General features: G+C 63.8%; 25 protein-coding genes and 1 pseudogene. 6 read left to right on the forward strand and 20 right to left on the reverse strand.

What is annotated here, in order from left to right:
* Positions 1-2,161: 2,161 nt before the first annotated feature.
* The 7 genes from QTH86_RS03555 to QTH86_RS03585 form a co-directional block, all read right to left on the reverse strand.
* The gene (locus QTH86_RS03555) at positions 2,162-2,608 is read right to left on the reverse strand and encodes a hypothetical protein (protein ID WP_286649376.1); all 447 of its coding nucleotides are present in this window, start codon (positions 2,606-2,608) and stop codon (positions 2,162-2,164) included.
* Positions 2,609-3,587: 979 nt separating this feature from the next.
* Positions 3,588-3,983 (reverse strand): hypothetical protein, encoded by a 396-nt coding sequence (locus QTH86_RS03560; protein WP_286646034.1) that lies wholly within the window; start codon positions 3,981-3,983, stop codon positions 3,588-3,590.
* Positions 3,980-4,471 carry a hypothetical protein gene (locus QTH86_RS03565; RefSeq protein WP_286646033.1) on the reverse strand — a complete coding sequence of 164 codons (492 nt, stop codon included), beginning with the start codon at positions 4,469-4,471 and terminating at the stop codon, positions 3,980-3,982. The genes QTH86_RS03560 and QTH86_RS03565 overlap by 4 nt, the downstream gene beginning before the upstream one ends.
* 26 nt (positions 4,472-4,497) lie before the next feature.
* Complete coding sequence (locus tag QTH86_RS03570; protein WP_286646032.1) at positions 4,498-4,746, reverse strand: hypothetical protein; 249 nt, start codon at positions 4,744-4,746, stop codon at positions 4,498-4,500.
* Between the two features lie 84 nt (positions 4,747-4,830).
* A complete protein-coding gene (locus tag QTH86_RS03575; RefSeq protein ID WP_286646031.1) occupies positions 4,831-5,088 on the reverse strand; it encodes a hypothetical protein in 258 nt (85 codons plus the stop codon).
* 255 nt (positions 5,089-5,343) lie between these two features.
* Positions 5,344-5,769 carry a hypothetical protein gene (locus tag QTH86_RS03580; protein ID WP_286646030.1) on the reverse strand — a complete coding sequence of 142 codons (426 nt, stop codon included), beginning with the start codon at positions 5,767-5,769 and terminating at the stop codon, positions 5,344-5,346.
* Between the two features lie 533 nt (positions 5,770-6,302).
* Positions 6,303-6,500 carry a hypothetical protein gene (locus tag QTH86_RS03585; protein WP_286646029.1) on the reverse strand — a complete coding sequence of 66 codons (198 nt, stop codon included), beginning with the start codon at positions 6,498-6,500 and terminating at the stop codon, positions 6,303-6,305.
* Positions 6,501-6,555: 55 nt separating this feature from the next.
* Here QTH86_RS03585 and QTH86_RS03590 point away from each other — a divergent pair, with 55 nt between their 5' ends.
* Complete coding sequence (locus QTH86_RS03590; RefSeq protein ID WP_286646028.1) at positions 6,556-6,795, forward strand: hypothetical protein; 240 nt, start codon at positions 6,556-6,558, stop codon at positions 6,793-6,795.
* Positions 6,796-6,836: 41 nt separating this feature from the next.
* Here QTH86_RS03590 and QTH86_RS03595 read toward each other — a convergent pair whose 3' ends face one another.
* The 3 genes from QTH86_RS03595 to QTH86_RS03605 all read right to left on the reverse strand — a co-directional run bounded on the left by QTH86_RS03595 (position 6,837) and on the right by QTH86_RS03605 (position 8,620).
* On the reverse strand, positions 6,837-7,547 hold the full coding sequence (locus QTH86_RS03595) for a hypothetical protein (protein WP_286646027.1): 711 nt from the start codon (positions 7,545-7,547) through the stop codon (positions 6,837-6,839).
* Between the two features lie 133 nt (positions 7,548-7,680).
* Complete coding sequence (locus tag QTH86_RS03600; protein WP_286646026.1) at positions 7,681-8,103, reverse strand: hypothetical protein; 423 nt, start codon at positions 8,101-8,103, stop codon at positions 7,681-7,683.
* A 31-nt stretch (positions 8,104-8,134) separates the two neighbouring features.
* Positions 8,135-8,620: a hypothetical protein gene (locus QTH86_RS03605; protein ID WP_286646025.1), complete on the reverse strand. Its 486-nt coding sequence runs from the start codon at positions 8,618-8,620 to the stop codon at positions 8,135-8,137.
* A 256-nt stretch (positions 8,621-8,876) separates the two neighbouring features.
* Between QTH86_RS03605 and QTH86_RS03610 the strand changes: the two genes are divergently transcribed.
* The 3 genes from QTH86_RS03610 to QTH86_RS03620 all read left to right on the forward strand — a co-directional run bounded on the left by QTH86_RS03610 (position 8,877) and on the right by QTH86_RS03620 (position 10,543).
* On the forward strand, positions 8,877-9,338 hold the full coding sequence (locus QTH86_RS03610) for a hypothetical protein (protein ID WP_286646024.1): 462 nt from the start codon (positions 8,877-8,879) through the stop codon (positions 9,336-9,338).
* Between the two features lie 441 nt (positions 9,339-9,779).
* Positions 9,780-10,007: a hypothetical protein gene (locus QTH86_RS03615; RefSeq protein ID WP_286646023.1), complete on the forward strand. Its 228-nt coding sequence runs from the start codon at positions 9,780-9,782 to the stop codon at positions 10,005-10,007.
* A gap of 113 nt (positions 10,008-10,120) precedes the next feature.
* Complete coding sequence (locus QTH86_RS03620; RefSeq protein WP_286646022.1) at positions 10,121-10,543, forward strand: hypothetical protein; 423 nt, start codon at positions 10,121-10,123, stop codon at positions 10,541-10,543.
* Between the two features lie 24 nt (positions 10,544-10,567).
* On the opposite strand, the gene QTH86_RS03625 is transcribed toward QTH86_RS03620, so the two are convergent.
* Genes QTH86_RS03625 through QTH86_RS03635 form a run of 3 tightly spaced genes read right to left on the reverse strand, consistent with a single transcriptional unit; the run spans position 10,568 to position 11,759 of the window.
* Positions 10,568-11,257, reverse strand: coding sequence for a hypothetical protein (locus tag QTH86_RS03625; RefSeq protein WP_286646021.1), 690 nt, complete (start codon positions 11,255-11,257; stop codon positions 10,568-10,570).
* Positions 11,257-11,574 carry a hypothetical protein gene (locus QTH86_RS03630; protein ID WP_286646020.1) on the reverse strand — a complete coding sequence of 106 codons (318 nt, stop codon included), beginning with the start codon at positions 11,572-11,574 and terminating at the stop codon, positions 11,257-11,259. The genes QTH86_RS03625 and QTH86_RS03630 overlap by 1 nt, the downstream gene beginning before the upstream one ends.
* Positions 11,574-11,759, reverse strand: a complete 186-nt coding sequence (locus QTH86_RS03635) for a hypothetical protein (protein ID WP_286646019.1) — start codon at positions 11,757-11,759, stop codon at positions 11,574-11,576. The genes QTH86_RS03630 and QTH86_RS03635 overlap by 1 nt, the downstream gene beginning before the upstream one ends.
* A 179-nt stretch (positions 11,760-11,938) precedes the next feature.
* Between QTH86_RS03635 and QTH86_RS03640 the strand changes: the two genes are divergently transcribed.
* Both QTH86_RS03640 and QTH86_RS27035 read left to right on the forward strand, forming a co-directional pair.
* Positions 11,939-12,400, forward strand: coding sequence for a hypothetical protein (locus QTH86_RS03640; protein ID WP_286646018.1), 462 nt, complete (start codon positions 11,939-11,941; stop codon positions 12,398-12,400).
* A gap of 562 nt (positions 12,401-12,962) precedes the next feature.
* A pseudogene (locus QTH86_RS27035) lies at positions 12,963-13,115 on the forward strand (BLUF domain-containing protein); the annotation flags it as partial.
* Between the two features lie 23 nt (positions 13,116-13,138).
* Here QTH86_RS27035 and QTH86_RS03645 read toward each other — a convergent pair.
* The 7 genes from QTH86_RS03645 to QTH86_RS03675 form a co-directional block, all read right to left on the reverse strand.
* Positions 13,139-13,369: a hypothetical protein gene (locus QTH86_RS03645; RefSeq protein ID WP_286646017.1), complete on the reverse strand. Its 231-nt coding sequence runs from the start codon at positions 13,367-13,369 to the stop codon at positions 13,139-13,141.
* A 160-nt stretch (positions 13,370-13,529) separates the two neighbouring features.
* The gene (locus QTH86_RS03650) at positions 13,530-14,105 is read right to left on the reverse strand and encodes a hypothetical protein (protein WP_286646016.1); all 576 of its coding nucleotides are present in this window, start codon (positions 14,103-14,105) and stop codon (positions 13,530-13,532) included.
* A gap of 183 nt (positions 14,106-14,288) precedes the next feature.
* Positions 14,289-16,256 carry an ABC-F family ATP-binding cassette domain-containing protein gene (locus QTH86_RS03655; RefSeq protein ID WP_286646015.1) on the reverse strand — a complete coding sequence of 656 codons (1,968 nt, stop codon included), beginning with the start codon at positions 16,254-16,256 and terminating at the stop codon, positions 14,289-14,291.
* A complete protein-coding gene (locus QTH86_RS03660) occupies positions 16,253-18,004 on the reverse strand; it encodes a M14 family zinc carboxypeptidase (protein WP_286646014.1) in 1,752 nt (583 codons plus the stop codon). Before QTH86_RS03660 ends, QTH86_RS03655 begins: the two co-directional genes overlap by 4 nt.
* A 9-nt stretch (positions 18,005-18,013) precedes the next feature.
* On the reverse strand, positions 18,014-18,922 hold the full coding sequence (gene prmB, locus QTH86_RS03665; RefSeq protein WP_286646013.1) for a 50S ribosomal protein L3 N(5)-glutamine methyltransferase: 909 nt from the start codon (positions 18,920-18,922) through the stop codon (positions 18,014-18,016).
* Entirely contained in the window at positions 18,919-20,100 is a 1,182-nt protein-coding gene (gene dapE, locus QTH86_RS03670; protein ID WP_286646012.1) for a succinyl-diaminopimelate desuccinylase, read from the reverse strand. Before dapE ends, prmB begins: the two co-directional genes overlap by 4 nt.
* Positions 20,101-20,110: 10 nt before the next feature.
* Positions 20,111-21,262 (reverse strand): PilT/PilU family type 4a pilus ATPase, encoded by a 1,152-nt coding sequence (locus tag QTH86_RS03675; protein WP_286646011.1) that lies wholly within the window; start codon positions 21,260-21,262, stop codon positions 20,111-20,113.
* Positions 21,263-21,298 lie beyond the last annotated feature (36 nt).

The following is a 21,298-nucleotide window of genomic DNA, read 5'->3' on the forward strand; positions in this document are numbered from 1 at the left end:
AGCAGCCTTGATAGCTTTGCGCCTTTCCTTTTGAGCCTTCGCGGACTTCGCCCGGTGGTTGGCCTTGTCCGCGAGCCTGCGGGCCGTCAATGCAGCCGCCATGCAGGCCTTGCAGCGTGTATCGAAGCTGGACAACTGCCACGGGTGCGAACTTCTGCAGGGGTAAAAGAAATCCGGAGATAGCTCCTTGATCTCGCAACACACCGCGCATCTGCGGTGGCTTGGGAGGACATCAGGATGCTTGCGGTGAAGCCGCTTGTCGGCCTCAAGGTAGATGGGTGCGTAGCGTGCCATGAGAGGTGGTTGAGTTCGGTAAGACCCGGGTAGAACCCACAGGGTCGGAGAGGCAGACGGGTGCGCATACGAGCGCACTAGCCAATGGGCCCGCCAAGGCCCGCAATGTCCTTCAGGAGCCGCGCAGCGCTCCGGCCAATCCCTTGGCCTATGTCGAGGCCTTCGCCCGTCCTAGCTCGATTGCAGGCCCCACAGCCTGTGGGTTGTCCTGCTCAGCAAGGCGACGGATACGCTATCCGGTGGTTCCAAGGGCTCCGTCAGAGGAGAAACATCGCTCAGGACAGGCCACTGTGGGTGGGTACTGTGGGGATCGGCGCCATCCCGGGTGGCCTAGGCGCTGGGCGCTGGACATTGGGCGCTACGCTTAGCTCCGCTCGGCATACCCTCTCGGCACTCTTGAGGGTCAGGCTCCGCTCAAAAGAGGCCCGGGCGTACGGGGGGAAAAGTTTGCGCAGTGGGACGAGGGGGGATGTCACGGATTTTTGAGAAATTTTTTGAGCCGCCTCGTGGGTGCGTTGAGACCGTGGAATACGCTGCGATCCTTTGGGGCCTCAATGCCCCTCACGCGTGAATCAACAAGGAGGTGGCATGCACGAGTTTGCGTTGGGGATCGTGGGGTTCGCGGCGATCTTCGCAGCCCTCTGGGTCATCACATGGCTAGTGGATACCGTGCGCCGGTACTTCAAACGCCCACGGTAGGAACCGATACGGCGGATTGCAGCCGTATCTCAGCCTGGATACCCAGCACGCTCCACCGTCAGTGAAGCCCTGCAGCCATGGTCCCGTATCAGCCGCTTGACCGAGTGCGTGCCCAAGGTGCCAAGAGGCGATGCGCGGACTATGACCTCCCCGTGTGGCTGTAGGGTCCACAGCCAGCGGTGCGCCCTGATGAGTGGGCTGGTAAGCAGCTTGTACGCTGACGTATCCAGGTGCGCGAAGCCAACGAATAAACGCTGGGCGTCACACAGAGGAACGCGGGTGTGTGCGTCGTCTTTGAGGATCGGGGGCACGTCACGCGCCTCACCGTCGACGAAGACCCACACCACATCGCGGGGAGGGGCCACGGCTGCCCTGTACTTGGTCAAGAGTTCCCCAGGTGGCCCGGGAACTGGGACGGTGACGGGCGGTTTGTCGTCAGCCCGCAGCGCCCGGCGTCGAGTGTTTCGGCAGGCATTGCAGGTGCTTCGGTATCGCCCGGGAGTCTTAGCGGTCCTTGAGGTCGGAAAGACGGTCTCGGGGAGGTGGCGTTGGCAGGCATTGCACGGCTTGATACGCACCTTCAGCATCTCCTCCAGGGAAAGCGCGTGCAGCTTACCGGTCGATGGCTTGAGCGCATGCAGCGCATGGTCTCCCACTACGTGGATGCAGGACAGGTCCAGGTCAGGCCAAGCGCACAGCTTCGCGTGGTCAGCCACGGCTAGCTCGATCTCGTGCCCCTCGACGGTAGGTAGCTTGATTGTTGTCATGATGATGATGATGATGAATGAGGTGCCGGCGTCGACGCCATGGACCTCTTTGGCGATGCTTCGATGTATGGGACCGCCGAGGGCATCAGAAGCGAAGCCCAATGCATCCCAGCTTTACGGGTACGGCAGTACCCCAATGGGCTAAACCTTCAGGTCTCTGAAGATGGAAGGTGACGGGGAAATGTGCTGAAGCTCGTGCCACCTTGGCTATCGCCTTGAAGCCTCGGGGCTGCGCCCCTCGGTGGCTTCGCGGGATGCAAGGCGGCCCCAAGGTGGTCAGGCGCTCGGCTTCGCCATTGCAGAAAACCATGTGTATAGGCATCGTTTCGCAAAGCCTTTATCCATGCGGGTTTGCGGCTTACACACACGCAGGCGAGCGCCGAATCTGCATGCGGTTGTGCTTACACAAACTGCGCTTCTTCGACTTCGGCGGACCGCTGGGCGGTCACGAACCCGGACCATCCAACGTACTGGTCGTAGTGCTCAATTTGCGCAGCGAACGGTCGGCTGTATGGCTGTCCGTCGATCAGGTCAACGAAGTGCTGTTTCTGGTCCACGTGGGCATCCTTGGCTCTCCTGCCGTTCGCAGGGATCACCAAGCAGCCTTTTGCGTCCGTTGGGGGACCGTCGATCTCGGCTGCGATTGCGTCGGCCTCGACAGCCCAGGCTAGGGAGTTGTGGCGGACAAGCGCATCCATCAACGTCGCCACGGTCAGGGCCGGCAGTACGTCCGCCTTTCCCAGGTGATCGCGGATGGCCTTGGCGCCGATGACGCGGTGCCGCCGACGCGCTTGGGCGCTGATCACCACAGTGTTCTCAGCCGTGAAGCCGTGGCCGTCGACCAGCATGGCGAGCGCTGGGGGCTGGGGGGAGTCGCCTTCGACCAAGTCGTCCAAAGTCAACACGCAAGCAGGCGGGAGTGGCTGCAGCATGGCTGCGCTGATCTCACACGGCATCGCGCTGCCGGCGTGCTCCCGGGCGTTGTCGGCAAGCGCTACGGCGATTTCCTCCGGTGTCTGCCTTGGACGCCGACGCACACTGTTCGCACGCGACACGCATCCACGGCAGCGCCCCTGTAGGTACAGAGGAGGGCGGGACCTATCGGGTCCGAATGAGGCCAGGGGAAGCACAGCGGTACAGCCTGGGCACCACTTGTGCCCCTCGGGGATGACGGTCGGCTTCTGCATAGGTGGTCCGGTGTGTTGAGCCACTGCGTGATGCAGGGGCAGAAATAGAGAAGCCCGCCAAGGACCTTGCGGACCAGGGCGGGCTATGGATTGCGTCGGGTGAACCACTCAAATTGAGTGTTTTGCAGGTGCTCTGCCTACGGTTCAAACATAGGCGGCGCTCATCGCCAGGGGTTGGCCTTCGCAGCGGCCCGACTTGCAATGCGTCCAGCGTTTCGACTCGCTCTGCGGCGTTCCTCTTCCTCGCGCATCAGTTCGGCGGACCTGATACGGGAGGCGGCAATCTCTGCGATGTAGGCAGGGGCCACGGGTTTCCAGTGACCCAAACACTGCGTCTCGTTGGGGCTCGCATCCTGTCCGCAGTACAGGTGGCAATGACCACAGAGCATCCGTCCCGAGGTCGACCAATAGACCTGACTGCCCGACAGCGGCCGGCCGGAGTGCGATGCAAGTCGCGATGTCTCGCGCTCGAAGTCGCGGCCAGCTTCACGATGGGCGCATGCACTGCGGATGGCCGCAACGACGGCAGCGGACGCCGCGAGTTCTTCAGGGGTCGGAGGAGGCTTCGGGGGCTCGGGTGGGGCCTTGGCCTTCCGAATCTTTTTCGGCTGATCTTCAGCGATCACGGAGGGCCTGAAGGTCATGCGCCAAAGAAGGAAACCGACTTGATGCTCGGACCTGCCAGAGGATTCGATTCGGCAACTGGGAAATCCTCCCCGCCATGGCGATTCGTGACGCCGAGGTCACTGTTCGCCACGAAGCGATCGACCTGGGCCTCGGTTAGGCCGCCTTTGTACTTCGGGGGCTCGGGCGTGATCTCGACGCGATGCACGGCTTCCTGCTGCATGAACGCCGCCGCTGCGACGGTTCGTCCCTCTGCAGTTTCAAGGTGTCGGCCTAGACCGCTCTCGAACTGAGTGCGGCGGGCGTCGTATTGAGGTTTCAATACGGACCAGAGCGCAAGTTGTATGAGCCGGCCGCTACCGTCTGGGTGCGGCATCAGGACGCCATTCAGAGTCTCGACTGATCCGCTCATGCGTGCACCCCCTTCATTGCGCGGTGTTGCTTGGAGATTTCTTCGGCTTGTGCTGCCAGTTCGTTGGCACGCTCCGTGTTCGCATCAGGCGCGCGCTCTGCGCCGACCAGGAACATCCCGAGGCCGCGTTCCAGTTCGTCGATGATGCTGGTGAGCACCGCAATGTGTGTGGTGATCGGACCCGTCGACGTGAGGTCTTGAAGAATCCGCTGGAGTACGGCGTACTTCGTGAAGCCGAGGCGCTGCTCCAGACTTGGAGGAACCTTGGTGTCCTTGTACTCGGGCGGAAGATGGGCCATTGCAGCGGCCAACTGTGCTGTTGCTTCGCGTCGGGAGAGGGTCCAGGCAGCGCAACCTGCGGTCACTTGCTTGAGCCCTTGGACGAGCTTGCATTGCTCCTGGTAGCGACTCACTTCCGTGCCGGGCTTGAAGTGGCCGGCAGGGCCGAGGTCGACATACTGGACGGTATGAGTCTTGGTTCTGATCATGATGGATTGCTTAATTTGGGTGGCAGTCAGTCGGGCTGACCGGTGATGAGGTTGCGGCGGAGTTCGAGGGTGGGGCAGGGCTCGCCGATCACTGGCGTCACGCCTTCGGGTACGTCGTGAATCTGGCCGAGTGTCTGGTCCAGCACTTCGCTGTTGTGGCCGATGGCACGGACACGGCCAGTGATGCGGTCGAGGGTCACACGCATGGAGACCACGGGCGGATGTACATGGTCCGCGCCGTAGACGTGGGCGGCCACGGTTCGAGGGTTGCTCATTGAGGCTTTCGAGTTGAGGTGCCGCCCGGGCATGCAGGCGGCGAGGGTGGTGCGGCCCGTGGCTATCAGGCTTGCGAAAAGGGATCAGTCGGCGGGCAGCACCTCGACCTCAAGCGGGGGCTTGGGCGCTTTGCGTGCGAGATGCTTGTTGTGGATCGCGACCATCTCAGGGGTTGGTCGGATCGTTGTGACGCGCGTGGAGCCGTCCTTGAACGTCAGCAGCCACTGGCGGGGTCCGTGGACTCCGCAGGTCACCAGGGGCGACCCGGCTGCGTTCAGGTACTTGCGCGGCGGCGTGGTCGACGGCGCAGGCTTACGCCACCTCGTAGCGAAGTTGGTCATGGGCGGTGGGGGCGAAAAAGCAGCGACTAGCCCGTGGGGCTCATGCTGCGAAGCAAGGAAAAAAAGATCAGCAGATGCTCTGACGGCTTCGGGTCTTCACCCTCCGCCACTTTCATGAACCGTCGCGATTCCGCTTAGGGTCCTACTCTCAGTCCATTTACTTCGAGGGACGGCGAGGCGTCGGGGTAGGGTCCTTGTTCTCCGTTGAGTTCATCGCGAGAGATGCCGACTTCGGGTCATCACCCTCAGTCACTTTCATGAAAAGCTATCAACTTGACCTGAAGCATTCATGGCGTCATCAGACGTTCGATGCAGGCGCCGGAGCACCTCTGGATGACAAGCGTTACCCGCGATGGCCTCGACGGAACCCCAGTTCTCGGCGTACCAAATCGCTGCCGCCCGAGTCCGTCCATCGATCTGCAGCTTCCGCTTGATGCACCACTGGTTGAACTCCGTCACGTCAGTAGACAGATCACGCCCCAGCATCAGCGCCTCACCAATCGTCCGCCAGCGTCTGCGGCGTTCCTCTGGCGTAGACCGTGAACTCGGAAGCGTGTTTCGCTCAGTCGCCGTGACTGCCCAGGCTCGCTGACCTGCGCGAATCAGTGACTGCGCCCATGTCTTGGTAGCCGTGGAATCGAAGAGGGTCAGGCGCGGCATTGACTCGGTCGAGAAGGGCATCCGCCCAGTGTCTGAGCCGCTGCTGGCGGTGTCTAGTCCCCGACCGGACGGTTAGTCCGTTGGCCCGTCAGGCTCCCTCATAGACGACTCCGGCCTGATCGCACGCAGGCTGTGGGAGAACTGTGGAAGAACTTTTTTTGTGCCGTGGCCGCACAGCGACAACTCAGTGGACGCACGAAGACGCGGCTCCAGACCTACTAGTCTTGGTAGTGCCTTTTGTGTCCCGTTCGTGCAATCCTGCAGCCGCATAGCGATCCAGGGGCACGCAATGGAACAGGCAACGATTCAGCAATGGCGCCGGCTAAATCGGCGTTGGTGGATGGCCTATCAGAGGGCGCAGAAGGCAGAGGCGGTCGTGCGTCTTGCGTATGAGGAATTCTTGGCGGGCGGCCGAGGCCCGACGCGCAGACAGTTGAGGGCCATGGATGATCGGCGGTGGCAGGCGGACATGTGTCGCCTCTGGTTGGACGCAGGAATTCTTGAGGCAATGCGCTGAGCAAGGCAGAGGGACTGCGATAGCAATCCGCTCTAGGTCAGGAGAGAACTAGCTTCATCACTGCTGCCGTGGCGCCGATGGCCGTGGACAGAATGAGGCCGGGATACCACCAGCGCTCACGGATGAGCTTGTCCGCTTCAGCGTTGAGCCTGCGCGTCTCTGCCCCAAGCTTTTGGGCTTCGGTCACCAGCTTGGCAATCTCCACGTCAACGCGGCGGGCGGTTATGCGGTCCATGGGCGCCATGGTAGCCCTAGACAATGCATAGTCGGAGCCACGCAGGAGGCGAAAAATGGAATGGCTGTTGGTGTTGACGCTGCATCTCACGGGTCCCAAAGGAAACATCCGGGACATTGCGCCCACCGTGATCTCCGGCTTCACATCCGAAGCGATGTGCAAAGGCGCCGCCGAGAAGGTGGCCGAGTCACTCATCAGGGTCACCGGGGCCGCCAAGGAGCGCCAAGGACTCGCGAAAAATTCCATGGAGACCATCCCTGCCGTGAACTTTGAGTGCATCGCGGTGCGCAAGTAGCGAATACGGGCGGCCTCCTGCAGCGCCGCTTCAACGATGCACTAGGAATCGATCAGCTCTGCGGTCTGCGCTTGAGGAATGCGTCGGTTCATCCATGCGTTGATCCTATAAATGATGCGGCGCAGCTTTGCGGCATTCGGACCGGGTTCGCTCTCGGGCTGCCAGGGCTCACTGAGGTCCCTATACATGTAGAGGGTGCCAAAGGCTGCGGTGAGCGCCATCAACGCTGTCCATACATGAACCACGACCAGCCGCGCGGTCATGCCATCCCAACTCCGAAACCAGCCATACGCCGTGGCAGCGAGAACGACCCCGGCTAAAACAACAAACGACTTCACGGTGCTCCAGAAGAGAAAGCGCAACGCTGGACCGATGAACCTCGGTGCGGAAGCGCAGCCAAACAAGCCGCTCAGCACCCAACTGAGAAGCTGCGGGGCGACGATTAATCCGACTACAGCGGCATAGACCTTGAGGGTGGTTTCGATGTCAAGAGTGGTCATGAGGAGTCTCATGAGCCAATTGCCGGCCGTACCTCGGAAGCTCCCGGCAGCGTTGATGGCGCCAGCGCCGCTTGCCCACCAAGCAACCACGATAGTGAGGGTGGTGGTCAGCGAGAACAAATACCAAATGAGGCGAACATCTGATGGGTCGCGATTGGCGAGCTTTGTTCCGAGAAACCCAATAATCAGCAGTGCCACGAAAAAGATGCAGGCGCTGACGCCAAAGAATGCGAGGGGTGGAGCGGTCAACATTCTGTCGATTCTGGCTGGAGCGCATTAGGTTGGATTTAGCAGCGGGCTAGTGCTTACGGCGCATGAGCAATAAAGGGTTCGCCGCAAGCGACTCCTCCGGCATAGATCACCGTCAGACGTTTTGCGCGATAGCCTAGGGTTTCCGAAGCGCCTCCAGCGCGTCAACGAGCAATTTCGCGTCCGCCTCTGACGCAGGTGAAACGGTAGCAACCTCGCGGCCGCCCTTGGCCTCAATTACTACGCTCCACGCGCCTCGCTTCAGGTACATCCTGACGTTCTCGATGCTGCGGTAGTAGACGCGCTGCACAGGATGCTGGATGGTGTCGCGCAGGACCATGAGCCTGCGTTCAGTTGTGGTCGGCTCCGCGTACTCGAAGAACGCCTTGGAGACGCTGACCCGCTCGACCGGGGCGTCCGTAGCCTGTTCGTGCAGGATGCGCTCCACAGCTTTTTCCGGGGCCTCCCGGGGCGTCTGTGGGACATAGGGCACTAGGGTGGATGCGCAGGCGGTCAGTGCGAGCGCCGTCGAGAGGACAAGGACCTTTAGATAGTTCATGGCCCGAATTATTGCGGACCGAAGATCGATGTCAGGTGTCGAAGGTCTTGATGTCTAGCCGCAAGCCGTACTGCTTTTTCACTCCGTTGGAATCAGTCCAGCCGCCCACCACCTTCGCATCGCAGGAAGTGCTTTGACCCGTCAGCTTTTTGGCGCTTAGCCTCCTACGAAAGCTCCGGGCGTCCTCGCGCGACATGAAGCCGACACGCTCCCCCGAAACCCGCACCTCGACCGCACGCTTGTCGTGCACATTCCCATCGTCCGGGTATAGCTCTGCTACGCAATCCTTGGCCGCACTCTCGTCGCCGTGTTCGCCCGCGAGTCGCTGCAAGACACGCTGATAGTGGGACTCACCGACAACTTCGAAATCGTACTCACCGAGGCCGGGCCAGTGAAACCCGGGAGTCCTTGACGCGGACGCGGCGGCGACCGTTGTGTGCCTAGCGCCTGCGTCCTTTACAGCCTTCCAGACAACGCCTGCAACGATCAGGAATAGAACAATCCACACAGCAGTCATGTTGGCTCCAGATCAATCGGGAAGCGGAGTATGGCCGGGACCGGGGGAAGCGCATGCTGCCGCCTTTGACGTGTGGATGCCGGCCACACCCGCAACGGGTTCTAGCCACGCGACGGCGGCTGTATCAGGCGCCAACTCTCGCAGCCTTTCATCCCGCCACAGATCACCCGCGACCTCATCCAGTAGGTCTGGGTCAACGGTACGCCACTGACGCTGCAGCCGGTGCGCACATACGGCTATCCAAGTTTCGCGGTCCATGGGCGCACTGTACATCCATACAGCTATCCATGTCGATGCGATGTTTGCCACCGTGTACCGATGCCGCCACGAAGGCGCCCTCATGGACCGCTTGGAAGTCCAGGCGCATCCCGTGGCCGGCGAGCTAGTCGTCCATCGACGCGGGTTCAATCGGCGTATCGCCAAGCTGCTGGCAAAGGATGGCGAGACCTACCTGATCCCTGTGCTCGACAAGGTACGGCTCCTCACCATCAACGACCGAGGCGTCCTGCTAAGCGGCTACGAGATGCACCCGCCGAGGGGCTCCAAGGGGTCAGGCGCGGTCTATCCGCAGACTTGGTGGTGCGTGACCAGCCATGTGCCAGCGAGAGGCCAGTTGAGTCCTGCAGATTCCAGGGCTATGGAGCGGGCGAGGGCGCTTCGTCGGCAGGGCGAGGAGGTCGGCAGGACGATGGCCGCGCACACAGGGCGAAGGCGGTGACAACGCATTCTTCGCAATTAATTCTTACACTTTAAGGGCGGAGCTAGTACTATCGACCTCATGCCGTCTACTAAAAAACTACTCGTTCCGGTAGTTCTCTGCGCCTTGGCGTTTCATGCGAGTGGGTCCGTTTGCTCCAAAGCAAATGCCTTCCGGGACCGAATTTCGCACGGCTCAAAAGCGGCGCTTGCGCTTGGTGGGGCAGGGGTTGGCATTGGGGCGGGTGTGAGTGGCACAGCTTCGGCGTTGGGCCTAACTGCTGTCGTCCACAGTTCGGGCGCCGCGATTCTCACGGGAAGCGCCGGATACGCCGCAGGCACCTTAGGCATGGTCGCGGGAACTGTGGCTTCCGCGCCTCTGCTGGTGGCAGGGGGCCTTGCGACGGTCGGGGTTGCCGGTGCGGCGGCCTCGGTCCTTTACGCGTGCAGGGAGGAATAAGTTGTGCAGAAGCCGATGTCCCTAGCGCTTGTTTTCATCTGGTTTTTCGTGATGCTTGTTCCGTTCAAGTCGGACGACGGCACTGCGCTAATTATTGGCGGGTTTCTAACTGTAGTGCTGCTGATCCCGGCCATTCTTTTGTGGCGTGCGGGAAGCAACGCGGCTATGCAGCGGCAAGCCGATTTGATAGCGCGCGCCGTGCGGGAAGCGCGGGAAGAAGACCGACGCTAGGTCTGGTCGCGGGCAGTATTAGTCTCCTCGCTTGCTTCGCGTCAGTCTCGCGAGGGTTCGCATGCCTGCTCGGGCATTATCAAGGACGCTTTGGACGCCTCAAAGGACCTGCCATGGACAACAAGATTCCTCTCCCCACGGACAACATCTACAAGTTCTACGCCTTGTTTGGCTTGCTGCTGTTCGTGTTCGGCATCGGTGTCGGGATCGCTCAGACGAAGTCCAGCAATGACTTCATGGTGAAGTCTTATGTTGAGCTTGAGACGCTTCGGTCGATTGAGAAACCCACCGCCGTCGAGATCATGAAAAAGGCGTTCGTGGAGCGCTTGATAGCGGTCGAATCCGAAAACAAGGTCACGTTCAAGTGGGGCCTTACTGTCATTAGTGCCGCTGGACTCGTGCTGATGGGCTACGGGTTCCATCGGTGGCACACGCGAATCCAGCCGGCGCAGGACGAGATGGTGAGGCTTCAGTTAGAAAAACTCCGTCGAGACTTGACGCCGCATCCAGAACGAACAAGGACCGACGGGCCGTAGCAAACTCCAGCGATGTACCCGAACTCATAGGTTGGACACGTCCACCACGGTGAGCGTGTTGTCCAGGTTGTTTGACCCACGCGCGTCCCAACCGGGCGTCGGGTTTGCGTTCGGTGGGCCCGCGCTGTCGAAGATGCGGAGGTTCTGTACGTTGACGGTCCCGCCGCTAGTGGTGACGCAACCCGCGCCAGCCTCGTAGAGGAGAACGTAGCCAGCCGGCGAATTGGGGTTGCCGCCCAGGGGCTGCTCCGTGCGGGACCAGTCAGCGTAGGTCTGTCCAGGGATCACAGCGACCTTCGAGGACTGGTAGCTAGTCTGCCCCACGCCTTGATGCGTCCCAAGGACGTTCAGCATTGCGCGGCCTGTGTCGTAGATCAACTGGCCGGTGGCCTCATCGAATAGACGCATGCCGTAGTTCACGCCGGACGCTTGATGCTTCGAGAAGATGAAGTATTCAAAAGACCCGGCGTTGGCTACAGGACAGCCCAGGGTCGCTACGTTTCCGTTGCGGCGCATTAGCGTGAGCGGAATACCTCCCGGCACCAAGGCCAGGATTTCCCCTGCGTTCACGATGATCTCGGCTTGCCCGTAGATCGACCGATACGGGTTGACGCCCACGGAGCCCATGCCCTTGCGCAGTAGCGTGATGTGCGGCGTGGTTCCATCGATCTGGACATGGAACTGGTCCCCGAAAACCTTGAGTCCTGCAGGCATCAGCGGACTCCGTAATAGATGGTGTACGTCGCAGCCTGAAGGTTGGGCACGGTCTGACGTGTGAAAGTCATGGTTGATCCAGAGAAGGTGATGCGGGGATAGGACGTGCCAGGGACGGTGGAATACATGTCGAACAGGTTGGCGCTCGACTCGACATCGACGAACGCGAAGGGCGTCCCTTGAAGGAAACGGGCGTCGTTGATCGAACCCGTACCCAGGCCCGCCTGCACGGTGCCCAGGATTCGCCCGACGCGCATGTTCGTGTCGAAGGTGATGGCGCCCGTGTTCGGGTCGCGTACTCGAAGTCCTACTCCCATCAGGCGGCCTTGTGGTCGCTCACGTCGATGTCTTGGGCACGCGCGTGTTGCAGGGCGAGGTTGCGGGCGTCATCGGGCTTTGCTGGGTCTACCAGGAAGGGCAGGGTGACCTTGAGGATGGTGTGACCGACTCGCGGGATCAGAGTGACCTCGGAGCGACCCTTTGGGTATTCGTTGTTGATCATGTGTGGGTGTTGCACGGCGGTTGTTGCTGTCCGCTCATGGCGTGGTTTCGGTTGCGGTGATTTGTCTAGATGAAGGAAGGCCCGCTCAGAAAACTGGCGGGCGGCGTGGAAACTTGTAGCCGGGGGCGCCACAGGCGGCGACGCGTGTGATAGACCCTGTCGAGTGCTAGGCTAAGACGATGGAAAAAACGAAAGATGAAGCCTCAAGGGGCTATCGGGGGCCACTGTGTGCCGTGCTTCTGCTTGCCGCCGTAGTTGGTGCAGGCTGTGAAAGCAAAGAAGAGATTGCTGCGAACCTCGCGCGAGCACAGCGCCAACTCGACGAGGAGCTGGCTTCGGAGGCCGCACTGAAGCGCCTAGCCGCACAGGTCGAGGCCGGCAGAGAAGCACGCGAAAGGCGGCGAGCCGACGAAATGGAAGCCGCGTATAGGTCGCGCGATGAGTTTGATGCCGCCGTGCGGCAGAACACGGCAGTCTCTCGGGCATCGTTGGAAAAAGCCGCCGTTCGGCGGTATCGAAACAACACTGGCGGGAGCGTCATGGTCGATACATACGTGCTTAAGGACGGTCGCTCAATCAACTGCACTACGAAGGTATCCGGCGCAGGTCCTGCGATTTTCAAATGCGACGGTGACTTGTAGCCCCCAACGCTGTTGGGCACGGCTGAGGCTGTAGGTGGGTGTGGGACTGCGGGGACTGGTGTGGGGACTTCGCAGGCAGCGCCACCTACTGTGGGTGGGTGTGCCATGTCATCGCGACCCCACGTTTCGCTGTGGGAGAAACTGTGGAAGATAGTTTTCCGGTCCGATAGTCGCAAACAGGCCCCTAACCGTCGTTTCGGTCCAAAAGTGATGGGTCTATCGAGGGAAACTCCAGCGGCTCTACGCTGCCAGAAGGTGGAAGAGGCGTTCTTTTAATCCGTTTGTCGTGGGTTCGACCCCCGCACGTCCCACCATTTTCTTCGAGCGCATCAGCCGCTGGGAACGCCCCACCCGCAGCTGATGATGCGAGGGGCCAACGCGGCACTCGCTGATTCGCCTCAAGTTGAGGCGAATCAAGGCATGGCTGCGGTACGGTGCGCGCGGCCTGTGCACGTACCCTGTCGATGCTCATCGCCAGCCGAAGCCACCACCAGTCCGACCAGGATCTGCCGGCCATTCTCGAAAGGTCCCGTCGCGTCAATCCCGCCCTGGAAATTACCGGGTGCTCTGTTACCTGGATGGCGTCTATATGCAATATCTGGAAGGTGAAGAGCATGCGGTCAACGGGCTGTGCAAAAGCATTCAAGCCGACAAGCGCCATCAGGGCGTAACCCCGCTCGAGCGGTGCGCCATGTGCAAGAGAGCATTTCCTGAGTGGTCGATGGCGCTTCTGGGAGGTCAGGACGCCAGGTCTGCGCCGCCGAAGCCCGTGCGCGTGGTCGAAGCGATGGAGCTCACGAGGCCGATGGCGCTCGCGCGAAGCAGTTCCTCCCGGAGGGCGACTTCCAATTGCCTGCGTGCGGAATCCGGCCGGTCATGGTCGTATTCCTCGTCCAATTCGCAATGCAAGTAATAGTCGACCCGGGCCATCAGCCGCTCGATGGAGGCGGCAAGGTCTGCATCGTTCATCCGTTTCCTCCGCCAATTCTTGTCCACTTGGCTGCCGGTGCAGCATCTGCTCAGGGACTGTGCTGACAGGGTAGCACGGGAGGAATTAACGGAGAGACAACTTCGTCATGCAAGCTGCACAAAACCGGTCATTGATCAAATACCGATGAGCGCCAAGGCATTACTTTTGATGAAGAAATCCAAGACGTTTCCAGAATTGAGGTCTTTTGGTTTCAGGGTTTTCGCCGCCAATTTGCGTTTGATCGGGCGTTGAAGGCAAAGCGAATTGAACTGCCCGGGCTACCTTCACGCAGTCCTTGATGTGCTGCTCGCCGAGCGCCCGCAACGCGGCGTAGCCCAGTCCGGCCGAGACGATCTGGCCGGCCACCGGCACGTACTTCGTGGCCTGTTTGGTGGTGAGCCGCAGGCCGGCATGTTTGGCGAGCGCCATCAGCAGGTCGCGTGTGACCAGCCGACCCACCAGCAGCGCACCCACGGTGGTGGCGGCCTTCTGGATGCGCTCGCGCTGTTGGGGCGCCATGGTTTCGACCTGGGTGACCGACAGCCCGAACTCGGCGCTGATCTGGGGAACCAGCCGCGACAGCAGCGCCGCATCGGCGGCCCAGTCAATGCCCGGCAGCGGCACCGCGCTGGCGGCGGCCGCCAGCAGGGCCTTGCGCGCGACGAGCTTGCGGCTGCGCCGCACCGCGGCGATCAGCGCCGGGTCACCCTGGGCAAATTCGATGGCGGACGGCATGGGGCGGTACTCCTGTCGGTTGGCGATGTCAGGCCGAGTCAGTGATCCATTGCGCTACGCGACCCGCAGCCGATGAAACCTCCCGGCCGAGCCCAGGGCACCCGCGGAACTGGCTTTGCCAGGCCGCTGGGTGCGCCCCCTCGAGGAGGCGGCGCCGCAGGCGCATCGGGGGTGGGCTTCATGTCAGGCGGTGAGGGCTTCCAGTTGACCCGAAACCGTCATCCAGCGTTCCTCGAGCCGTTCGATTTCCTCGTTCAGCGCCTTCAGACGCTTGCCGGCTTCGGCGATCTCGGCGGCGGGCAGCGCCTGCGCCAGCCGGGCCTCGATGGCGGCCTTGGCCGTGCCGGCCTCGGCCAGGCGCTCGTCGATCTGTGCGATCTCGCGCTTGAGCGGCCTGGCTTGTTCGCTGCGCTGTTGGCGGCCTTGCGCCGCGTCCTGCTTGGCGGCGACCGCCGGTGCGGGCGCTGCCACGGGTTCGCTGGCCTTGCGTACGGCTTCCTTGGCTTCTTCGCGCAGGCGCTTGGCCTCGTCGAGCAGGTAGCGCTGGTAGTCGTCCAGGTCGCCGTCGAAGTCGGTCACGCCGCCGCGGCCGACCATCCAGAATTCGTCGCAGACCGAGCGCAGCAGGGCGCGGTCGTGGCTCACCAGCATCAGCGTGCCTTCGAACTCGTTCAAGGCCACGGCCAGGGCTTCGCGGGTGGCGAGGTCCAGGTGGTTGGTGGGTTCGTCCAGCAGCAGCAGGTTGGGGCGCTGCCAGACCATCATGGCCAGCACGAGCCGCGCCTTTTCGCCGCCGCTCATGGTGCCGACCGGCTGCTTGACCATGTCGCCGTTGAAGTTGAAGCTGCCGAGGAAGCCGCGCAGGGCCTGCTCGCCGGTCGGCTCCTTGGCCGCGGTGCCCAGTTCGCGTGCCATGCGCACCATGTGCTCCAGCGGGTTGTCCTGCGGGCGCAGCACGTCGAGTTCCTGCTGCGCGAAGTAGCCGATGTTCAGGCCCTTGCCCTCGGTCACGGTGCCGGCCAGCGCGCCCATCTCGCGGGCGATGGTCTTCACCAGCGTGGACTTGCCCTGGCCGTTGGCGCCCAGGATGCCGATGCGCTGGCCCGCCTGCACCGACTTGCTGACGTTGGTCAGGATGGTTTTGGGCACGTCGTCGACCATGTAGCCGAAGCTCGCCTGCGTGATCGACAGCATCGGGTTCGGGATGTTGCCCGGCTCCTTGAACTCGAAGGTGAAGTCGGCCTCGGCCAGCAGCGGCGCGACCTTTTCCATGCGTTCGAGCGCCTTCACACGGCTCTGCGCCTGCTTGGCCTTGCTGGCCTTGGCCTTGAAGCGGTCGATGAACTTCTGCAGGTGTGCGATCTTTTCCTGCTGCTTGCCGAAGGCGGCCTGCTGCTGCTCCATCTGCAGCGCGCGCATCTCTTCGAACTTGCTGTAGTTGCCACCGTAGCGCGTGAGCTGGGCGTTGGCAACGTGCAGCGTGACGTTGGTCACCGCGTCGAGGAATTCGCGGTCATGGCTGATGACGATCATCGTGCCTTCGTACTTCTGCAGCCAGGCTTCGAGCCAGACGAGCGCGTCCAGGTCCAAGTGGTTGGTGGGTTCGTCCAGCAGCAGCAGGTCGCTCGGGCACATCAGGGCACGGGCCAGCTGCAGACGCATGCGCCAACCACCGGAGAAGCTGCTGACCGGCGCGTCGAGCTCGTGGCTCTTGAAGCCCAGGCCCAGGATCAGCGCCTGGGCGCGCGGCACGGCGTCGTGCTCGCCCGCGTCGGCCAGGTCGGTGTAGGCATGGGCCAGCGCCATGCCGAGGTCGGCATCGTCCGGGTTCTCGGTGTAGGCGGCTTCGATCTTGGCGAGCGCTTCGCGCAGTTCGACCAGCCGGGTGTCGCCGCCGACCACGAAGGCGGACGCGCCTTCGTCGGTTTCAGGCATGTCCTGCGCCACCTGCGACATGCGCCATTGCTTGGGCAGGAAGAAATCGCCGCCGTCTTCGTGCAGCGTGCGGTTGAACAACGCGAAGAGCGTCGACTTGCCGGCGCCGTTGCGGCCCACCAGGCCGACCCGTTCGCCGGGGTTGATGGTGGCGTTGGCGCCGTCGAGCAGCAGCTTGGCGCTGCGGCGCAGGACGACGTTCTTGAGAGTGATCATGGACGGGACGAAATGAGGCCCAGGGCTTCGACGGCGGCCAGAACCGTCGCGGTCTGGGTGTCGTGGGCAAGGATGAAGGGGTCGCCGTGGATCGTTTCGTCGGGATACTCGGAAATCAGTGTCAGGGGCGGGCCCGGACGGTTGACTTCGCTGATCATGCAGGCCGTGCCGTGGAGGAGCTCGAACGGTAGATCGCTGGCATGTGCATTGTAGCTGGCGAGCTGTCGGGCGTTGAAGGCCATCAACGCCGGCCGCTCGGCGAGCCGTCGGCAGACGTGTTCGGCCAACGCGCGCGCCCGGTCGCCCCAGCCGGCGTGATGGCGCAGGATCAGGAAGAAGCCTTTGGGCAGCATCCACGCCTCGAAGCCGCGCGGAATGTAGCCGCTGAAGGGCCGCGTCCATTCGTGCGCCGGGTAGCCGTGCAGGTTCAGGTGCAACTGCGCGCCCGACAGGGCCAAACCCTGTTCGCGGGCTGCGCGTTCGTACCAGGGGGGCGCGTCGCGGTATTCCAGGTCGTCGCCCATCGCCGTGTAGCGGGCCGCGTGGTGCATGTGGCGCGGGGCGTGGGCGCACAGGGCGCGGTGCAGGGCGTAGCCGTCGGGGTTCTCGAGGGGGATCAGCGCGAAGTGGGCGCCCCGCGTGGCGAGCTGGTGCGCCGCGCGCAGGGCGCCGACCACGCCGGAGGTTTCGTTCGCGTGCTGCGCGCCGCTGATCAGCACGGCGGGGCCGTGGCCGGCGTGGTGGACGCCGTGCACCGTCCGACCTTCGCGGGTGGTGGCCGAGAAGCGCTCGCCGGGGATGCGGGCCAGTTCGGTAGCGATGCCCGCGGGCGTCAGCGGCGAGGGGCTGCGGTCGAGCGGCACGGTGTCGTCGAGCATCGACGTGGGTTCCTGCGAAGGGTACGGCCCGACCGCAATGCGCAGCCGCGCATCGCCACGGCCGGCACGCACGTCCGGCACGATCTGGCCCGGTTGCAGGCGCCGGTCGCCGGGCGGCCGGCCGCTGCGGCGCTGAAACAGTTCGAGCAGCGTGAAGTACAGGTCTTCGTGCAGCGCCTCGCGGCTGTCCATCCATTCGCTCTCGCGTGCCGGCGCATGGGCGATACCGGGCAGGTCGACGCGCAGGTCGAGGCGCTCGAAGTATGGCTCGGCATCGGGCCACGGATGCTGCTGCACCCAATCGATCACCCGGCGGAACACGGCCTGGTGCTCGGATTCGTGCGGGCCTTCCTGCCAGGCCTCACCCGGTCGCTGCACGCGCAGCCATGCCGTGGGCGACAGCAGCGTGTCACCGAGCGCATCGGCGTGGACGTGGTTCGGCGCCGGGACTTGGTCCGTGCGTCTGCGGCCGTCGCGCCACTGCAGCTCGATGCGGTAAGCGGGCAGGGCGTCGGAGGCCGGCAGCATCTCGAAGCGCAGCGCCGCGCGTCCGAGCATCTCGGCCAGCGGATAGGCCTCGAGCTGGAAACGGCGTGGCGAAGCGTTCGGGTGCACCGGGCAGTGCACCGTGACATGCGTGAGCTGCGTGCGCTCGACCTCTTCGAGGAAGTGATGCACCAGCGGCTTGTAGGCGCTGCGCAGGCGGGCCGTGATGCCGACGGCGGCCAGTCGCGCCTCGGCACGGTGGCGCGCCGCACGGCCTTCGAACAGCCAACCTTCGACACGGGTGCCCGCGACAGGCGCCTGGCTCAGCGCATCGACCCAGGCGTCGCGCGTGCGCGGGATGCGAACGTCGAGCAGGACGGCCATGGACGACCGCTAACTGCGCGCCGCGATGATGGCGTCGCGCGTCAGCAGCAGCACCTGGTCCTCGCCGGCCGACGTTTCCAGCCACACCGCTTCGAGCGCCGGAAAGGCGGCCTCGAAGTGCGGCCGCTCGTTGCCGATCTCGAGCACCAGCACGCCTTGTGCATTCATGCGGGCGGGCGCGTCGGCCAGCAACTGGCGGATGAAGTCCATGCCGTCGGTGCCTCCGGCTGCGTTGCCCGACAGCGCCAGCGCCGGCTCGGCCTGGTACTCGGCCGGCAGCGCCGCCATGCTGTCGGCGTTGACGTAGGGCGGGTTGCAGAGGATCAGATCCCACGGGCCGGGCAGGGCGGCCAGGCCATCCGATTCGACCAGCGTGATGCGGCTGTCGAGCGTGTGCCGCGTGACGTTGATCGCCGCCACCTCGAGCGCCTCGGTCGAGATGTCGGCGGCCGTCACGGTCACGTCCGGATAGGTCATGGCCGCGAGCACCGCCAGGCTGCCGTTGCCGGTGCACAGGTCGAGCACCTGGCGCGTGTGCTCGCCCAGCCAGTAGTCGATGCTGCCGTCGATCAGCAGCTCGGCGATGAAGCTGCGCGGCACGATGGCGCGCTCGTCGACGTAGAAGGGCACGCCCTGCAGCCAGGCTTCCTTGGTGAGGTAGGCGGCGGGCTTGCGGGTCAGGATGCGGGTGGCGATCAGCGCGTCGACCCGCGCCTGGTCGCCCAAGGACACGGGGCGGTCGGCCACCGCATCGAGGTCGTCGAGCGGCAGGCGCAGCTGCCACAACACCAGCCAGGCCGCCTCGTCGAAGGCGTTGTCGGTGCCGTGGCCGAAGGCAACCCCGGCCTCGTTCAGCTGCTTCGCGCCGGCGTCGATGAGCTGGATGACGGTGCGTGCCTCGTCGCTGGCGGTGCTCATGCCGCCGCCCGCGCCGTCTGCCGGGATTCAAGGGTCTCGATCGCGCGCCGGTAGATGTTCTTCAGCGTGTCGATCGCGTCGACGTCGATGTGCTCGTCGATCTGGTGGATGCTGGCATTGACCGGGCCGAGCTCGATCACCTGCCGGCAGATCTTGGCGATGAAGCGCGCATCGCTGGTGCCGCCGCTGGTCGAGAGTTCGGTCGTGAGGCCGGTTTCGGCCTGGATGGCTTGCTGCACCGCGTCGACCAGCTCGGCCGGCTGCGTGAGGAAGGGCAGGCCGCCGATGGTCCAGGCGAGCGTGTGGTCGAGCCCGTGCGCATCGAGCACGGCCCGCACGCGCTGCTGCAGCGATTCGGGCGTGGATTCGGTCGAGAAGCGGAAGTTGAAGTCGATCACCGCGCTGCCCGGGATCACGTTGCTGGCGCCGGTGCCCGCGTGGATGTTGCTGACCTGCCAGCTGGTCGGCTGGAAGAAGGCATTGCCCGCGTCCCAGCCGCCGGCCGCGTTGATGGCGACCAGTTCGGCCAGCGCCGGCGCGAAGGCGTGCACCGGGTTCTTCGCCAGGTGAGGGTAGGCGATGTGGCCCTGCACGCCGTGGACCGTGAGCCTGCCGCTCATCGTGCCGCGGCGTCCGTTCTTGATCATGTCGCCGCAGCGCTCGACCGAGGTCGGCTCGCCGACGATGCAGTAGTCGACCGCCTCGCCGCGCGCAGCCAGCGTGTTGCACACGACGACGGTGCCGTCGACGCCGGGGCCTTCCTCGTCGCTGGTCAGCAGCAGCGCCAGCGTGAGCCGCGGGTCGGGCGTGCCCGCCAGGAATTCCTCGATCGCCACCACGAAGGCGGCGAGCGAAGCTTTCATGTCGCAGGCGCCGCGACCGTACAGCTTGCCGCCACGGTGCGTGGGGGTGAAGGGCGGGCTGGTCCACTGGTCGAGCGGGCCGGTCGGCACCACGTCGGTGTGGCCGGCGAAGACCAGCGTCTTGCCGCCAGCCGTGCCGGGGCGCACCGCCCACAGGTTGGTCACGCGGAAATCGGCCGGGCCGCTCTCGATGGTTTCGAGGCGGAAGCCCAGCGCGGCGAGGCGCTCGCCCAGGATCTGCTGGCAGCCGGCGTCGTCGGGCGTGACCGACGGGCGGGAGATGAGGTGTTCGGCGAGCTGGAGGGTTCGGGACATCTTCGAAGGATCAGTGGCGCACGTCGAGCGTGATATCGGTGAAGCTGGGTTCTTCTTCCTGTGCCATCAGCGCGCGCTCTTCGTCGCGCTTGGTGGGCGCTGCCTGGCGGTTCTGCAGGCGCCACATCAGGTTGGTGGGTGAATCGGCCTGCGACAGGCCTTCCTCGCGGGTCACACGGCCCTCGGTCACGAGCTGGGCGATGTCTTCCTCGAAGGTCTGCGAGCCCTCGGCCATCGATTGCTCCATCGCCTCCTTGACGGCGGAGAAGTCGCCTTTCTCGATCATCTCGGCGATGAGCGCGGTGTTCAGCAGCACCTCCATGGCCGGCCAGCGTTCGCCTTTGGGCGTGCGCAGCAGGCGCTGCGCGACGATGGCGCGCAACGCGCCGGCCAGGTCGCCCAGCAGCGTGGGCCGCACCTCGACCGGGTAGAAGCTCAGGATGCGGTTGAGCGCGCGGTAGCTGTTGTTGGCGTGCAGCGTGGCCACGCACAGGTGGCCCGACTGCGCATAGGCGATGGCGGCGGTCATGGTCTCGCGGTCGCGGATCTCGCCGATCTGGATCACGTCGGGGGCCTGGCGCAGCGCATTCTTCAGCGCGACCTGCAGCGACTGCGTATCGCTGCCCACGTCGCGCTGGTTCACCATCGACTTCTTGTTGGTGTAGGTGAACTCGATCGGCTCCTCGACGGTGAGGATGTGGCCCGACGCGTTTTCGTTGCGGTAGTCGAGCATCGACGCGAGCGTGGTCGACTTGCCGACGCCGGTGGCGCCCACCATCAGGATCAACCCGCGCCGCTCCATGATGAGTGTCTTCAGGATGTCCGGCAGGTGAAGCTCGTCGAAGGACGGGATGGTCAGCGCGATGTGCCGCACCACCACCGCGTAGCTCCCGCGCTGGCGCATCGCGCTGATTCGGAAGTTGCCGGCGCCCTCGAGCTGGATCGCCATGTTGAGCTCGCCGGTGCGTTCGAGCTCGGCGATGCGGCTCTGGTGCACCACTTCCGCCAGCAGGCCCAGCGGCGCCTCGGGCGGCAGCACCTGTGCATTGATGGGGAGGCAGTTGCCGTTGATGCGGATCAGCGCCGGGGAGTGGGCCGAGAGGTAGATGTCGGAGGCCTTGCGCTCCGCCATCAGTCGAAGGATGCGTTCCATCGTGCTCATCGTTCTCTCACTCCTCGGGCTGTTCTGATGCTGAAA

Origin of the sequence: Variovorax sp. J2L1-78, assembly GCF_030317205.1 — a bacterium.
Lineage (GTDB): Bacteria > Pseudomonadota > Gammaproteobacteria > Burkholderiales > Burkholderiaceae_C > Variovorax > Variovorax arabinosiphilus.

Excerpts from the sequence above, each read along its gene's own strand:
- QTH86_RS03555 (WP_286649376.1), bottom strand. The coding sequence starts at position 2,608 with ATGCTGGTCGACGGCCACGGCTTCACGGCTGAGAACACTGTGGTGATC.
- QTH86_RS03560 (WP_286646034.1), bottom strand. The coding sequence starts at position 3,983 with ATGAGCGGATCAGTCGAGACTCTGAATGGCGTCCTGATGCCGCACCCA.
- QTH86_RS03565 (WP_286646033.1), bottom strand. The coding sequence starts at position 4,471 with ATGATCAGAACCAAGACTCATACCGTCCAGTATGTCGACCTCGGCCCT.
- QTH86_RS03570 (WP_286646032.1), bottom strand. The coding sequence starts at position 4,746 with ATGAGCAACCCTCGAACCGTGGCCGCCCACGTCTACGGCGCGGACCAT.
- QTH86_RS03575 (WP_286646031.1), bottom strand. The coding sequence starts at position 5,088 with ATGACCAACTTCGCTACGAGGTGGCGTAAGCCTGCGCCGTCGACCACG.
- QTH86_RS03580 (WP_286646030.1), bottom strand. The coding sequence starts at position 5,769 with ATGCCCTTCTCGACCGAGTCAATGCCGCGCCTGACCCTCTTCGATTCC.
- QTH86_RS03585 (WP_286646029.1), bottom strand. The coding sequence starts at position 6,500 with ATGGACCGCATAACCGCCCGCCGCGTTGACGTGGAGATTGCCAAGCTG.
- QTH86_RS03590 (WP_286646028.1), top strand. The coding sequence starts at position 6,556 with ATGGAATGGCTGTTGGTGTTGACGCTGCATCTCACGGGTCCCAAAGGA.
- QTH86_RS03595 (WP_286646027.1), bottom strand. The coding sequence starts at position 7,547 with ATGTTGACCGCTCCACCCCTCGCATTCTTTGGCGTCAGCGCCTGCATC.
- QTH86_RS03600 (WP_286646026.1), bottom strand. The coding sequence starts at position 8,103 with ATGAACTATCTAAAGGTCCTTGTCCTCTCGACGGCGCTCGCACTGACC.
- QTH86_RS03605 (WP_286646025.1), bottom strand. The coding sequence starts at position 8,620 with ATGACTGCTGTGTGGATTGTTCTATTCCTGATCGTTGCAGGCGTTGTC.
- QTH86_RS03610 (WP_286646024.1), top strand. The coding sequence starts at position 8,877 with ATGGGCGCACTGTACATCCATACAGCTATCCATGTCGATGCGATGTTT.
- QTH86_RS03620 (WP_286646022.1), top strand. The coding sequence starts at position 10,121 with ATGGACAACAAGATTCCTCTCCCCACGGACAACATCTACAAGTTCTAC.
- QTH86_RS03625 (WP_286646021.1), bottom strand. The coding sequence starts at position 11,257 with ATGCCTGCAGGACTCAAGGTTTTCGGGGACCAGTTCCATGTCCAGATC.
- QTH86_RS03630 (WP_286646020.1), bottom strand. The coding sequence starts at position 11,574 with ATGGGAGTAGGACTTCGAGTACGCGACCCGAACACGGGCGCCATCACC.
- QTH86_RS03635 (WP_286646019.1), bottom strand. The coding sequence starts at position 11,759 with ATGATCAACAACGAATACCCAAAGGGTCGCTCCGAGGTCACTCTGATC.
- QTH86_RS03640 (WP_286646018.1), top strand. The coding sequence starts at position 11,939 with ATGGAAAAAACGAAAGATGAAGCCTCAAGGGGCTATCGGGGGCCACTG.
- QTH86_RS03645 (WP_286646017.1), bottom strand. The coding sequence starts at position 13,369 with ATGAACGATGCAGACCTTGCCGCCTCCATCGAGCGGCTGATGGCCCGG.
- QTH86_RS03650 (WP_286646016.1), bottom strand. The coding sequence starts at position 14,105 with ATGCCGTCCGCCATCGAATTTGCCCAGGGTGACCCGGCGCTGATCGCC.
- QTH86_RS03655 (WP_286646015.1), bottom strand. The coding sequence starts at position 16,256 with ATGATCACTCTCAAGAACGTCGTCCTGCGCCGCAGCGCCAAGCTGCTG.
- QTH86_RS03660 (WP_286646014.1), bottom strand. The coding sequence starts at position 18,004 with ATGGCCGTCCTGCTCGACGTTCGCATCCCGCGCACGCGCGACGCCTGG.
- prmB (WP_286646013.1), bottom strand. The coding sequence starts at position 18,922 with ATGAGCACCGCCAGCGACGAGGCACGCACCGTCATCCAGCTCATCGAC.
- dapE (WP_286646012.1), bottom strand. The coding sequence starts at position 20,100 with ATGTCCCGAACCCTCCAGCTCGCCGAACACCTCATCTCCCGCCCGTCG.
- QTH86_RS03675 (WP_286646011.1), bottom strand. The coding sequence starts at position 21,262 with ATGAGCACGATGGAACGCATCCTTCGACTGATGGCGGAGCGCAAGGCC.